At 69.1% G+C, this 13,038-nt stretch carries 11 protein-coding genes; 5 read left to right on the top strand and 6 right to left on the bottom strand.

Translation table 11 applies throughout. From position 1 onward, the window contains the following. Window positions 1–86: 86 nt before the first annotated feature. From RIV12_RS05045 to RIV12_RS05035, 3 genes are all read right to left on the bottom strand, one after another. Window positions 87–1,745 carry an L-serine ammonia-lyase gene (locus tag RIV12_RS05045; RefSeq protein ID WP_309322606.1) on the bottom strand — a complete coding sequence of 553 codons (1,659 nt, stop codon included), beginning with the start codon at window positions 1,743–1,745 and terminating at the stop codon, window positions 87–89. A gap of 52 nt (window positions 1,746–1,797) precedes the next feature. Continuing rightward, on the bottom strand, window positions 1,798–3,801 hold the full coding sequence (locus RIV12_RS05040; RefSeq protein WP_309322604.1) for an alpha-amylase family protein: 2,004 nt from the start codon (window positions 3,799–3,801) through the stop codon (window positions 1,798–1,800). A gap of 392 nt (window positions 3,802–4,193) precedes the next feature. Continuing rightward, on the bottom strand, window positions 4,194–4,649 hold the full coding sequence (locus RIV12_RS05035; protein WP_309322602.1) for a winged helix-turn-helix transcriptional regulator: 456 nt from the start codon (window positions 4,647–4,649) through the stop codon (window positions 4,194–4,196). 247 nt (window positions 4,650–4,896) lie between these two features. Here RIV12_RS05035 and RIV12_RS05030 point away from each other — a divergent pair, with 247 nt between their 5' ends. After that, window positions 4,897–5,508, top strand: a complete 612-nt coding sequence (locus tag RIV12_RS05030; RefSeq protein ID WP_309322600.1) for an NAD(P)-dependent oxidoreductase — start codon at window positions 4,897–4,899, stop codon at window positions 5,506–5,508. Window positions 5,509–5,573: 65 nt separating this feature from the next. Here RIV12_RS05030 and RIV12_RS05025 read toward each other — a convergent pair whose 3' ends face one another. Beyond that, window positions 5,574–6,173, bottom strand: coding sequence for a DUF1269 domain-containing protein (locus tag RIV12_RS05025; RefSeq protein WP_309322599.1), 600 nt, complete (start codon window positions 6,171–6,173; stop codon window positions 5,574–5,576). Window positions 6,174–6,525: 352 nt separating this feature from the next. Beyond that, complete coding sequence (locus RIV12_RS05020; protein WP_309322597.1) at window positions 6,526–7,869, bottom strand: Fic family protein; 1,344 nt, start codon at window positions 7,867–7,869, stop codon at window positions 6,526–6,528. Between the two features lie 118 nt (window positions 7,870–7,987). Between RIV12_RS05020 and thiD the strand changes: the two genes are divergently transcribed. The 4 genes from thiD (at window position 7,988) to RIV12_RS05000 (ending at window position 11,005) form a co-directional block, all read left to right on the top strand. Then, on the top strand, window positions 7,988–8,815 hold the full coding sequence (gene thiD / locus RIV12_RS05015; RefSeq protein ID WP_309322595.1) for a bifunctional hydroxymethylpyrimidine kinase/phosphomethylpyrimidine kinase: 828 nt from the start codon (window positions 7,988–7,990) through the stop codon (window positions 8,813–8,815). Window positions 8,816–8,955: 140 nt separating this feature from the next. Further along, entirely contained in the window at window positions 8,956–9,306 is a 351-nt protein-coding gene (locus RIV12_RS05010) for a PadR family transcriptional regulator (RefSeq protein WP_309322593.1), read from the top strand. After that, a complete protein-coding gene (locus tag RIV12_RS05005; protein WP_309322591.1) occupies window positions 9,303–10,217 on the top strand; it encodes an ATP-binding cassette domain-containing protein in 915 nt (304 codons plus the stop codon). The genes RIV12_RS05010 and RIV12_RS05005 overlap by 4 nt, the downstream gene beginning before the upstream one ends. Then, window positions 10,214–11,005 (top strand): ABC transporter permease, encoded by a 792-nt coding sequence (locus tag RIV12_RS05000; RefSeq protein WP_309322589.1) that lies wholly within the window; start codon window positions 10,214–10,216, stop codon window positions 11,003–11,005. The genes RIV12_RS05005 and RIV12_RS05000 overlap by 4 nt, the downstream gene beginning before the upstream one ends. On the opposite strand, the gene dnaB is transcribed toward RIV12_RS05000, so the two are convergent. Then, window positions 10,996–12,420: a replicative DNA helicase gene (dnaB, locus tag RIV12_RS04995; RefSeq protein WP_075418087.1), complete on the bottom strand. Its 1,425-nt coding sequence runs from the start codon at window positions 12,418–12,420 to the stop codon at window positions 10,996–10,998. The two genes, RIV12_RS05000 and dnaB, sit on opposite strands and share 10 nt — an antisense overlap. Between the last annotated feature and the right edge of the window lie 618 nt (window positions 12,421–13,038).

The following is a 13,038-nucleotide window of genomic DNA, read 5'->3' as shown; positions in this document are numbered from 1 at the left end:
CCGCACGCCGGAATAGTTGAGTCACGCTCAAGGACCCACCTGGCTGGCCACGTCAATCCGTGTTGTCAAGCATGGAGATGCACTCCTCAGCACTCCACGACGTTGACGGCCAGGCCGCCGCGGGAGGTCTCCTTGTACTTGGCGAGCATGTCCTCGCCGGTCTGACGCATCGTCTCAATGACGGTGTCGAGGCTGACGGCGTGCCGGCCCTCGCCCCACAGGGCCATGCGTGCGGCGTTGATGGCCTTGACCGCAGCCACCGCGTTGCGCTCGATGCAGGGGATCTGGACGAGCCCGCCCACCGGGTCGCAGGTGAGCCCCAAGTTGTGCTCCATGGCGATCTCAGCGGCGTTCTCCACCTGGGCGGGCGTCCCACCCAGGGCCTCGGCCAGACCGGCGGCCGCCATCGAGGAGGCCGACCCGACCTCCCCCTGGCAGCCCACCTCAGCCCCCGCGATCGAGGCATTGGTCTTGATGAGCCCACCCACGGCAGTGGCGGCCAGCAGGAAGCGGCGGGCGCCGTCGTCGTCGGCCCCGGGGATGAAACGCTCGTAGTAAGCCAGAACCGCCGGGACGATGCCGGCCGCACCATTAGTGGGGGCGGTGACGACGCGGCGCCCGGCGGCGTTCTCCTCGTTGACCGCGAGCGCGAACAGGTCCACCCAGTCCATGCCGCGCAGGGGGTCGGCCATGGTGAAGGCGGCGGCCGGGCCGGTCGACTGGGCGCACAGCCGCTCATGGAGGGCCTTGGCGCGGCGGCGCACCCCGAGCCCGCCGGGCAGGATGCCCTCGGCGTTCATGCCGGCCTCGATGCAGGCGCGCATCGTGGCGCGCAGGCGGTCCAGGTAGGCCATGACCTCCTCCCGGCTGCGGGCGGAGAGCTCGTTGGCCAGGACGACGTCGGACACGCTCAGGCCCTCGCGCTCGCAGATCGCCAGCATCGCGGCCGACGTGGTGAAGGGGAAGGGCGCGGGGGTGGCGTGGGCCTGAGTGGCGGAGGCGGTCGCCAGGGCCTGGATCGACGGCGCCCCGGGGGTGCCGACGTCCTCCATGACGAAGCCGCCGCCCACGGAGTAGTAGGTGCGGCGCAGGATCTCGGCGCCACTGGCGCAGTAGGCGGTCAGGGTCATGCCGTTGACGTGGTAGGGCAGGACCCGCCCGGGCAGGAAGTGGATGTCAGCACTCGGGCTGAAGGGGATGGGGCCGACGCCGGCGACCACCAGCTCGCCGGCCGCCTCGACCTCCTCCATGAGGGACTCGCACACGACGGCGGGGACGGTCTCGGGCTCATAGCCGGACAGGCCCATGACAGCGGCGCGGTCGGTGGCGTGCCCGCGACCTGTGGCACCGAGGGAGCCGTAGAGCTCAACAGTGACGCGAGTGGGCTGCGGCAGGCCGGCGCCGGGGACCGGTGAGGCGCACTCACCATCGGATGCCCCCGCACCGCCCGGGCGGACCGCCTCAGCCAGGGCCCGACTGAAGGCGCGGCCGGCCCGCATGGGGCCCACGGTGTGGGAGGAGGAGGGGCCGATGCCGATGCGCATGAGGTCGAAGACGCTCAGCGGGCGGGGCGCCTGCTCCACGTCGATCGCCCCGGCCAGGAGGGCGGCGGGCGTGGCCAAGTCCAGCGCCGTCGAAACGAGCGCGGTCTCCTGGGCGGCGGGTGCTTCGGTGACCGCCGTGGTCGCAGAACCGGCTGCAGAATCAGGGGCGGGTGTCGAGGCGGAGAGGCTGCGGCGGGTCACGTCCTTAATCATGCATGTCCGGCGCCCGGGACCCAACTCAGTGGCGGCCCCCTCAGTCCGTGGGGCGCACCAGCCACCAAGCGGCGTAGGGCGGTACGGGCACGCGCCCCTGCCCCGCACCGTCCAGTGACGTGGAGCCGAAGGGAACCGTGTCGGTCAGGACGTCGGTGGCCCCCATGACCCCGAGCCGGGCGAGCTGGTCGGCAGCCACCGATCGCCACTGCGGCGTCACGTTGTACACGCCCACGAAGCTGCCGCGCGGGTGGTCGCGGTAGGTCACCAGTACCCCGGGGTCGTCGACGTCCTGGACCTGGGTGCGCACGGCGGCGTCGAGCTGCGGCAGGCCCGCGCGCACCTGCGCCATGCGCGCCAGGTCGGTGAAGACTCGCCCCTCGACGGTGGAACGGTCATGCCGGTTGGCCATCCGGGCCTCGTCGAGGCGGGGGCGCCCGGCCCAGCGCGAGTCGGTCTCATGGCCGGGCTCGGTGTCCCAGTTGGGGTCGTTGGGCTGGGCGAGCTCGTCGCCGCTCCACAGGACGGGGATGCCGCCCCACCCGTAGAGGATGGCGTGGGCCATGCGCAGGGCGTGGATCCGCTCCTCGCGCCAGGTCCGCAGCGCCTCGACCTCGTGCTCGGGAGTCTCATCGGTGACGCCCTCCCAGGCCTCGGTGGCGGCCTCGATCCCAATGAGTGAGGCGGCCGTTCCGGAGATGCGCCGGTCCCCGGTGGCCGGGTTGTGCTGGAAGACGAGGCCCGCGGCGTCGGAGGTGGGGTACTCGCCGCTGTACCAGTCGGCCAGGAAGGACCGGTGGTCGTAGCCGCCGAGGCCCACAGCGGCCGCGTCGTCGTCGTCAATGGCCCAGCCGATGTCGTCGTGGCAGCGCAGGTAGGTGATCCAGGTGGCGGTGGAGGGCTCGACCGGCAGGTTCTGGAGGGCCTCGACGGCCAGCGTCGTGTCGCGCGCGGCGAGCATGGACCAGACCTGGACCATGAGGGAGTTGTGGTAGGCCAGGTCGGAGACCTTGCCGGTGTACTTGCCCTGTCCGAGGTACTGGAGGAGCTCGGTGGGAGCGACGATCGCCTCGGCCTTGAGGTCGACCGCGGGGCAGGCGATGCGGGTCAGGGCGCGCAGGACCTCGGTGATGGCGTGGACCTCGGGCTGGCCCTGGCAGTCGGTGCCCTTGCGCTTGATGGTGAAGGCGATGGCGTCCAGGCGCAGCACCTCGACGCCGCGGTTGGCCAGGTCCAGGACGATGCCGGCGAACTCGGCCATGACGCGGGGGTTGCGCCAGTTGAGGTCCCACTGGAAGGAGTTGAAGGTGGTCCACACCCAGCCGCCCACGCCGTCGTCCCAGGTGAAGTTGCCGGGGGCGAAGTCGGGGAAGACCTCCGGCAGGGTGCGCTCGTAGGCGTCGGGCTCGGTGCGGTCGGGGAAGATGAGGAAGTAGTCGCGGTAGTGCTGCTCACCGGCGCGCGCCCGTGCCGCCCACTCGTGCTCGACGGCCACGTGGTTGAGGACGAGGTCCACCACCAGGGAGATCCCCTCGGCGCGCAGCTCACCGGCCAGGTGCTCGAGGTCCTCCATGGTGCCCAGGTCCGGGCGCACGGTACGGTAGTCGGCCACCGCGTAGCCGCCGTCGGAGTCGCCGGGACGCGGGGTGAGCAGGGGCATGAGGTGGAGGTAGGTGACGCCCAGCTCGCGCAGGTAGTCGATGCGGTCCTCCACGCCGCGCAGGGTGCCGGCGAAGCGCTCGGTGTAGGCGGCGTAACCGACCCGACCGGGGTGCTGGGCCCAGGTGGGGTCGAGGGTGCGGGCCAGGTCCAGGCGGCGCAGCTCGTACTCGCGCTCCGCGTAGGCCCGGGCGGCCAGGGCCAGCAGGTTGAGGGCCTCCTCCTCGGCGGCGTCGCCGTAGAGGGTGGTGAGCCCGTCGAGGAGGTCGGGGTACCAGGCCTCCGCGCGCGTGAGGAAGATGTCCCGCTCAACGGCCTCAAGCGGGTCCAGGACGTGGAAGACGATGTCGTTGAGGGATGGCGGGAGGGACGTGGCGGCGCTCATAGATCTATGGTCCCCGATTCGGCGTCGGCGCGGTACTGATTTCCTCAACGTCCCGTCGGCCCGGGCGACCGTCGGCACGGCGGCGGCTCAGACGGTCACACGATCGGTCGCACAGTCGGTCGCCGACGGGCACCAACAGCCGCCAATAGGCGCCGCCCCACCTCCTGAACCCGCGGTCCCGGCCTCCTGACCCCGCGGACCCACCACCGATGGGGACATTGCACGCGGCCGGGGGCGTGTCGTTCTGGGCGGGGGCATTCGACGCCGTCGGGGACGGAATTCCTGTCCCCGTACGCGTGGTATGCCCCCGGCTGATCGGGAATGCACCCGGGCGCGCAGAATGTCCCCGGCCGCAGGCACGAATGCGCCCCCGCCCCGCGAGCGCCGGAGCATCAGGACCCGACGGCGTCGTAGGACTCGCGATGGGCCAGGATTTGAGCGGAGTGGGCGTGGATCCAGGTGCGCAGTGCGTCGATGGGCGCCTGGAGGCTGCGACCCAGGTCGGTCAGCTCGTAGTCGACCCGCGGCGGCACACCCGGCAGCTGGGTGCGCGTCACCAGGCCGTCGCGCTCCATGGATCGCAGCGTCTGGGTGAGGACCTTGGGCGTCACCCCGCCGACCCGCGAGCGCAGCTCACCGAAGCGACTCGGTCCCTCGGCCAGGACCATCACCACCAGCGGAGTCCAGCGGTCGACGACGTGACGCAGTACCGTGCGCGACGGGCAGGCGGGCGAGAGGACGTCGAAGTCGAAGACCGCCGTCCGGGATCCCTCCCCGGCCGGAGCCGCACAGCATGGGGCGCTCTCCTGAGGAATATCCTCTCCCGACTCGCCTGGGGAAAGCTCCATCGCACCCTCCACGCCCGCGGTGTCGGTGCCGCGAGCAGAGCCGGTACCGGCGCTCCTCGCACTGCTGGCGCCGCCTTGAGCCGCCTTCCGACGCTCAGCCATCAGCCCCTCAGTCCGTGACACAACACACTCCCTTAGTTACTTTGAGGTACTCAGTATCCAAATCATACCATCGAGTCATCGCGAGGTTGCCGGCACCCGGCACACTCACCTCGAAGCAGCATCGCACCCACTGGAAGGAAGACTCATGAAGATCACTGTCATTGGAGGAACCGGAATGGTCGGCTCGGCCACCGTCGCCGAGGCCGCCGGCCGCGGCCACGAGGTCGTCTCCGCCTCACGCTCGGGCCGTCACGCCGAGGGCGCTACGCAGGACGTCACCCTCACCCTGGCCGACACGCAGGCCGTGGTCGACCTCATCAACAGCTCCGACGCCACCGTCATCACGGTCTCCGCCGGCCGGGGGGAGTCCGCCCAGCCCGTCATCAACGCTCACCGGGCTCTCATCGCGGCCGCCCCTACCGGTCGGCTCATCGTCGTCGGCGGCGCCGGCTCCCTGCTCACGCCCGACGGCACCCGTCTGGTGGACACCCCCGGATTCCCCGAGGAGTACAAGACAGAGGCCCTGGCCTTCACCGAGGTCCTCGACCTCTACCGCGAGGCCGGCAGCTCTCTGAACTGGACCTTCCTCTCCCCCGCCCCGGAGTTCACCGACAAGCCGCGCACCGGCAGCTATGTCGAGGGCACCGACCAGCCCGCGGGCAGTGAGATCTCCGTGGACGACTTCGCCGTCGCCCTGGTGGATGAGGCCGAGAAGGACGCGCACCGCGGCCGCCGCTGGACCATCGCGAACGCCTGAGACCGCGGGGACGCGCCTCTCCACAGGAGCGCCGGCACGAGTTTGTGCCGGTGTCGCACCCATTCTCAGTGGCGGCTGAACTTCTCGCGCAGCGCCTCGATACGGCGCTCCCGGTTCTCCTTGCGCTCCTGACGCTTCTCCTCGCGCATCGCCCGACGTGCCGCCTCAGCGGCCTCCTCGGCGGCAGCGTTCTGCGCCTCGAGCTCAGCGAGGACCTCATCGAGGGGACGACGCACGATCGAGCCCCCGAGCTCGGCCACGGCCGCGTCCAGGGGAGCGGTGCTGCCGCCCTCATCGGTCTGGGCGATGAGGGCGTTGGATCCCGGCGTCATCAGGTTGGCGAAAGTGCTCACGGCGAGATCCCCGACCTCCGCCCGGGAGCCGTCAACCGCGGCGCCGGTGGCCGCACCGACTCCCAGCCCCAGCAGCATCCCGATCGGACCTCCCAGGGCCCCGACAAGAACACCGATGAGCGAGCCGGTCCCCAGTCCCAGACCGGCGTGACCGTCCTCCCCCTCGGGGATCGTCAGCCGACCATCGGCGTCGCACTCGACCAGGACGGCGCTGACGACTCCCAGACGCTCGGAACCGGCACTGATCTTGCTGAAGGCCTCGTAGGTCTTGGACCTCTCCGGATAGACGATGGCGGCGATGTACTCAGTCATGTGATGAGTCCCCTTTCATAGGTGATGCGATCTGTCGAACCCACATTCGGGCTGCGGAGCATGGTCGTGCTGTCTCCAACCTGCACGTGTGCAAGCTCGATGAAGTGATTGTAACCATAAGAGACTGGGTGTCAGATAGCAGGCACCTGTCAGGTTTCTGGCACGTTCACCGGCAGACATTGATGGTTGTTGCAGCACCCACATCAGCGCCCACGCCTGCACCCACGGCGCCGCGGAGCTACGGCGCCACAGCATCAGACGGGTACCGAAGGTGCCAGGAACCGCCGCACGCTCACCGCTGCTCAAACACGCGGTGCGCCCAGATGGCCACCGACCCCGATCAGGACGCAGGCTAGGCGCCGACCCGCTGAGCCAGGTCGCGAGCAGGAAACCACATGACCTTTCGCCCTTGCTTGGCACTGGTAAGCAGACCCCGATGCTCGAGGTCCTGCAGGTCCGTGCGAGCTGTCTGCGGGACGACACCATGGGTCGTTCGGTGCGCCTCCACGGTCACGCTGCCGGAGGGATCGCGAAGGAAGGTCTCGACAAGCGCGACCTGGCGGTGGTTGAGTCCGAGGTTACGCAGGAGCCGTGTGGCTTCGCGCAGCTGGCCGGTCTTGCGTGCCAGGTAGGCATCGAGCTCGTCGATCGCCTGTACCACGACCCGTGCCTGAGCCAGGAAGAAGTGCGTGAGGTCCCCTTCGTCCTGCTCGGTGAGCAGGAAGCCGCGCGCGTACCTGGCGGGGGCCTTGCGCAGCAGGCGCGAGATCGACAGGAATTCTGTGAGGAAGAAGCCCTGGCGGAGCATCGACCAGTAGAAGACGGCCCGCGATGTTCGCCCGTTGCCGTCTGCGAAGTAGTGGTCGTAGCCCATCATGAAGTGCAGCGTGAGCGCGCGCAGGAGCGGCGGCATGTAGGGGACTGTGCCGTCAGACCGGTCGACGTCGTTCGCAAAGCCGCAGAGAGTCTCAAGTCGTTCAGGCAGGGTCTCGGCCGGGGGTGGGACATGAAGGACCTGTTCCTCGGTCTGGGTGCCGTAGATGCGGACTCTCAACTCCCCCGGGCGCTGAAGTCGACCTGCGTCAGCGGGGTCGTCGAGCGTGCCGTCTGTGACGATCCGGTGGATCTCACATACAAGCTCTGGCGTCAGCCGCTCGTCCCTGAGCTCGATGACACGCTGCATCGCGCTGTAGTTGTTGAGGATCATTTGCTCGCTGCGGTCACGGGGGGCCCGGTCCTCCCTCAGCATCTGCTTGGCCCGTACCCGAGAGGTCGAGGCCCCCTCCAGTTGCGAGGACGTCATCGCCTCCTCGATGAGGGAGCGCACGAGGTAGCGATCTCGCGTCGCGGCGTTGGCGATGGGCTCGGGCAGCTCGACCTGCCCCCGCGCTCGCGCGGACACGTCATCGATGGCGCGCAGGAGCGGGTCTGGCAGGTTGTAAGTGAGCCGGGTCCCGTCCTTCATCGTGAATGGAGTGGGCCGGGCGGCCTGGGTTCGGCGCAGCCGCACGGCCACCCACCACTCCTCGCGTGTGAGGCCAGCTGGAGGATCGTGGCGAAGGAACCACTCCCAGGGGTCATAGTCGGTGTCCGCCGCTGTCGACGGCGACACGAGCACCTCAGCCAGGCGGCCGTCTTTAGCCAGTCTAGCCAGAAGCACCTCCAGGGCCGCTGGCGGTGGAACAGGACCCTTCATGACACAGATCCTCACTGCCGACCTGTCACTTATTGCTAATCTAGCCCAAATTAGCAGTTACTGACAGTTGTGGGCACCATGTTTGCGCTGGGCCCCACACATGGGCACGCTTCTTCCTATGACTATAGTCGACAAGCCCCAACCTCCGATCGCCCTGACCATCGCCGGCTCCGAGGCCTCGGGCGGCGCCGGCGCCCAGACCGACCTCAAGACCTTCCACACCCTCGGCGTCTTCGGCTGCACGGCCCTGACCTGCATCGTCTCCATGGACCCCAAGGACGGCTGGAACCACCGCTTCGTGCCGGTGGATCCCGGCGTCATCGCCGACCAGATCGAGACCTGCGCCGCCGTCCACTCGCGCGTCGACGCCGTCAAGATCGGCATGCTGGGCACCGCACCCACCATCGACGTCGTCGAGCAGGCCCTGGAGACCTACGACTTCCCCACCGTGGTGCTCGACCCGGTCCTCATCTGCAAGGGCCAGGAGTTCGGGGGCGCCCTCGAGGTGGACAACGCCCTGCGCACCAAGATCCTGCCGCGCGCCACGATGACCACCCCCAACCTCTTCGAGGCCGCCACGCTGGCGGGCATGGAGGAGATCACCACCGTCGAGCAGCTCAAGGACGCCGCCAAGCGCATCCACGACCAGGGCGTCCCCAATGTCCTGGCCAAGGCCGGCCCGTCGTTGGGCACCGGCACCGCCCTGGACGTCTTCTACGACGGCACCACCCTGGAGGTCCTCGAGGTTGAGGCCGTGGGCACCGAGCGCGTCCACGGCGCCGGCTGCACCCTGGCCGCCGCGGTGACCGCCGAGCTCGCCAAGGGCGCCGCCCCGCTTCAGGCCGCCGTCACCGCCAAGGAGGTCGTCTCCTCCTCCATCCGGCACGGGCTGCGCGGCAACATGCCCTTCCTCTACGTCTACCAGGGCGAGTACCGGCCGGCCTGAGGCCTCGCTACCGAGGCACCCCTCGGTTCCTTACCGATCCTCCCGCTTCACCATCCGCCGCCGACGGTCTCCAGCTCCGTCGGCGGCGGACTTTCACCATCGGTAGATAGATTATCTAGTAACTAGGTAGCCTATAAACCATGGACTCATCAGCAGCGCGCCTCCTGCGCGGATTCCTGGAACCCTGCCTGCTCTCACTGCTGGCCGAGCACGCCGACTACGGACTGTCCCTGGCGCAGCGGCTCGCCATCGCCGGACTGGATGAGGTGCCCGGCGGCACGCTCTACCCGGCTCTCATGCGCCTGGAGAAGCGCGGCTTCGTCGCGGTCTCCTGGCGCCCCTCCACCTCCGGGCCCGCCCGCAAGTACTACGAGCTGACCGACGCCGGACACACAGAGCTCGCCGCGCGACGGGCCGAGTGGCGAACCTTCTCCACGGCGGTCGGCGCTCTCATCGAGGGCCGGAAGGTACGCACGGAGGCCCCCTCATGAGCCGGCCCGAGGAAGCCAGAGATCCGGTGTCGGACGCGAAGGCCGACTGGTACCGACGCTTCAAGGCGGAGCTCGCCTCCCACGGCCTGCCGACCTCCGAGGTCGAGCGCACGGCCGCCTCAACCCGGGCCGAGGCAGAGGCGGCCGGAGAGACACCCGGCGACCTGTACGGTCCGGCGGTCCTCTACGCCCGCGAGGTCGCCTCTGCACTGCGGGATTACCAGGCTGACGTACCCGCTCCCACCTCGGCCGCTCCCGTCGTCCTGCGCCTGACGGACGTCTCCGTCCGCCGCGGAAGACGCACAGTGCTGTCCGGCATCAACCTCACCCTCCACCGCGGCGAGGTCGTCGCCGTCGTCGGAGCCAACGGCGCCGGCAAGTCGACCCTGCTTCAGCTCTGCGCAGGCCTGCTGCGCACAAGCGGTGGGAGCATCGAGAGGACGCCGAGCTTCGGCTACGCGCCCCAGCTCGACTCTTTGGCACCACTGCTGACGGTGGACGAGCACCTCCGGCTCTTCGGGGCGGCACGCGGGATCCGGCAAGGCCGCTCCGTCTCGACCGGCCACCGCCTCCTCACCCGCCTGGGCTGGACCGCTCGCGGAGACCAGACCGCCGGGACGCTCTCGGGCGGGACCCAGCAGAAGCTCAACGTCGCTCTCGCCCAGCTCGACGCACCCGATCTGCTCCTGCTGGATGAGCCCTACCAGGGCCTGGACGCCCTGGCCTACGAGGACCTGTGGGCCCTCATCTCAGCCTGGCGCGCCTCGGGCGCAGGCGTCCTGCTGGTCACCCACCTGCTGCGGGACGTCGACCTGGTCGACCGCGTCGTCGAGCTGCCGACCCCGCAGGAGAACGCAGGCCGGACAATCCGCCGAATGCCCCGACGGGCACAGCGAAAGGAGTCCGCATGAGCACATCGCCCGACCACTCCACGCCGCAGACCGAGTGGGACCGCGCCGAGGGCGCCCGGTTCCGGTCGACGGCCGCGACCACGGGCCTGGTCGCGCTCATCACCCTGCGTGAGCTCGCCCGACGGCGCGGCGCCCTCGCGCTGGCGACCCTGCTGCCGCTGACCTTCTACCTGGTGCGCCTGGAGACGCACTGGACCGCCATCCGGCTCCTGTCGATCGGCCTGGGCTGGGCGACGGCAACGCTTGCGCTGTTCACGCAGGTCTCGTCCCGTTCAGTGGACCGCCGCCTCGCTGTGAGCGGGGCTCGGCCCGCAAGCCTGCTGCTGGGCCGCTACCTCGCGGTGCTCGGGCTCGGGTGGACCATTGGCCTGCTCTACACCGGGCTCGTGCTGGCCACGATCGGCGACGAGCTCACCCACCCGAGTGCGGTGCCGGTCATGCTGCTGCTGACCGCCACCGTCGCCACTCCCCTGGGCTCCCTGGCCGCCGCCCTGGTTCCACGGGACCTGGAGGGGGCTCTTCTGCTGCTGTCGGTCATGGCGGTGCAGGTGCTGGTGGATCCTTCCGAGGGCTGGACCCGCGTCCTACCGCTGTGGTCGACCCGAGAGCTGGCGAGCGTCGTCGTGGAGAATCTGGGGCCGGATACCAGCGCCTACCTGCACCGCGGGCTGGCGCATGGCGCAGCCATGGCCGTCCTGCTGACGGCGGCGAGCTGGGCCGTGGGCGTCCTGCGCCTGCGCACGGTCCGTCTCCCGGCACCGACTCCTGCTGAGCCGGTCTACTCGTAGGCGGGCTCGGGGGTGACGTCGCGCGCCATGTTGGCGAAGCGCGACACGTGCCCCTGGAAGGCGACGGGGATGGTGCGGGTCTGCCCGTTGCGGTGCTTGGCCACGATGATGTCGGCCTCGCCGGGGCGCTCCTCGTTGTTGTAGTACTCCGGGCGGTGCAGCAGGATGATGATGTCCGCGTCCTGCTCCAGCGATCCGGACTCGCGCAGGTCGCTCATCTGGGGCTTATTGCCGGTGCGCTGCTCGGGACCGCGGTTGAGCTGGGCGACGGCGATCACCGGAATCTCCAGCTCCTTGGCCAGCAGCTTGAGGGATCGGGAGAACTCGGAGACCTCCTGCTGACGCGACTCGACGCGTTTACCCGAGCTCATGAGCTGGAGGTAGTCGATGACCATGAGCCCCAGGTTGTGCTGCTGCTTCATGCGCAGCGCCTTAGAGCGGATCTCCGGCATGGTGAGGTTGGGCGAGTCGTCGATGAACAGCGGCGCGTTGGAGACGGGGTTGTAGGCCACGGCGACGTCGGTCCAGTCGCGGTCCTCCATCTGGCGCGAGCCGCGCAGCTTGTTCATATCCACGCTGGACTCGGCGGCCAGGATGCGCATCATGAGCTCCATGCGCCCCATCTCCAGGGAGAAGTAGCAGCTGGTGATGCCGTGGTGGATCGACGCCGAGCGGCAGAAGTCGACGGCGAGCGTGGACTTCCCCATGGCGGGGCGCGCGGCCACGATGATCATCTGGCCGGGGTGGAGCCCGCCGGTGAGCTCATCGAGCTCGATGAAGTCGGTGGGCACCCCGGTCAGGGCCCCGTTATCGCGGTTCTGGGCGGCCTCGATCTCCAGGTTGGCCTCCCCCAGGAGCTCGGAGACGGCGACGTAGTCCTCCTTCTCCCCCTCGTGGTGGGCCACCGAGTAGACCTCGGCCTCGGCCAGGGTGACGAGCTCGGCGATGTCGCCGGCGTCGGTGGAGTACCCCAGCTGGGTGATGCGGGTGCCGGCCTGGACCAGGCCGCGCATGAGCGCCTTGTCCTTGACGATGCGGGCGTAGTAGCCGGCGTTGGCTGCGGTGGGGACGGTGGCCATGAGAGTGGCCAGGTAGGGGGCGCCACCGATGCGTTCGAGCTCGCCGCGCTTGGAGAGCTCGTCGGCGACGATGAGCGGGTCGGCGGGCTCGGAGCGGTTGTAGACCTCGACGATCGCGTCGAAGATCGACTCGTGGGCCGAGCGGTAGAACTCCGGGCCGCGCAGGACGTCGATGACGTCGGTGATGGCCTCCTTGCTCAGGAGCATGCCGCCGAGCGTGGCCATCTCGGCCTCGAGGTCCTGGGGCGGGAGGCGGTCGAAGGCGGAGCTGTCGGCGCGGACGCTTCCGCCGTCGGCGCTGCCCGAGCCGGCCTGAGCGCCCATGCCGTTATCCATCCGGCCACCTTCCGCACTGTCACGCCGGTTGCTACCGGCTCGTCCTGCTGCTCCCGACGACGGCCCGCCGCGTCAGGAAGACGCTCGCCCGCGTGGAGCGCGCGCGTGACGATAACGCCATCGGGCAGGCCCTGCAAACTCTCAAGTTCACCCGCCTTGGGGATATCCGCACCACCGCTGTGGGAAGACCCCCAGAGCCTGGGGACAGAGGTGGGCACGCTGTGGATACAGATGTGTGCACCTGTTGCCGGTGCGCCAACACTAGGCGACTTTTCAGTGAGATAGCAGCGATCTGCTGGTTCAGGTTTTCTATAGGCTCTTCCCACGACATCACAATGTGATCTGTGGACAAGTGGGTAAACCTGTGGACAAACGTCACGTTCGACTTGAGGTCCACGTCGTTTGTGGCTCCCCTACAGGGTGGTCCGCGCCAGTTATCCCCAGACCCCGTCATCACAGTCGAACAACGGCTTCATCAGGCATATCTTCAGCAAATATTCAGCCTTCCAGTACTTTCCATGGGGATGAATAGTTGTGCGATCCCCCAGAACAATTCGGGCGATCAGTAGCCTCAGTCACGTCCACGTCTCACCCCCGCGACCTCATCCTCAACCTCAT

It is taken from the genome of Actinomyces stomatis (assembly GCF_031292835.1).
In the GTDB taxonomy this organism is placed as follows: Bacteria; Actinomycetota; Actinomycetes; order Actinomycetales; family Actinomycetaceae; genus Actinomyces; species Actinomyces stomatis.
The sequence above is the reverse complement of the archived record's forward strand: the minus strand, read 5'-3'. Positions and strand labels throughout refer to the sequence as shown.

Excerpts from the sequence above, each read along its gene's own strand:
- thiD (WP_309322595.1), top strand. The coding sequence starts at position 7,988 with ATGACTATAGTCGACAAGCCCCAACCTCCGATCGCCCTGACCATCGCC.
- RIV12_RS05035 (WP_309322602.1), bottom strand. The coding sequence starts at position 4,649 with ATGGAGCTTTCCCCAGGCGAGTCGGGAGAGGATATTCCTCAGGAGAGC.
- RIV12_RS05025 (WP_309322599.1), bottom strand. The coding sequence starts at position 6,173 with ATGACTGAGTACATCGCCGCCATCGTCTATCCGGAGAGGTCCAAGACC.
- RIV12_RS05040 (WP_309322604.1), bottom strand. The coding sequence starts at position 3,801 with ATGAGCGCCGCCACGTCCCTCCCGCCATCCCTCAACGACATCGTCTTC.
- RIV12_RS05010 (WP_309322593.1), top strand. The coding sequence starts at position 8,956 with ATGGACTCATCAGCAGCGCGCCTCCTGCGCGGATTCCTGGAACCCTGC.
- RIV12_RS05030 (WP_309322600.1), top strand. The coding sequence starts at position 4,897 with ATGAAGATCACTGTCATTGGAGGAACCGGAATGGTCGGCTCGGCCACC.
- RIV12_RS05020 (WP_309322597.1), bottom strand. The coding sequence starts at position 7,869 with ATGAAGGGTCCTGTTCCACCGCCAGCGGCCCTGGAGGTGCTTCTGGCT.
- dnaB (WP_075418087.1), bottom strand. The coding sequence starts at position 12,420 with ATGGATAACGGCATGGGCGCTCAGGCCGGCTCGGGCAGCGCCGACGGC.
- RIV12_RS05000 (WP_309322589.1), top strand. The coding sequence starts at position 10,214 with ATGAGCACATCGCCCGACCACTCCACGCCGCAGACCGAGTGGGACCGC.
- RIV12_RS05005 (WP_309322591.1), top strand. The coding sequence starts at position 9,303 with ATGAGCCGGCCCGAGGAAGCCAGAGATCCGGTGTCGGACGCGAAGGCC.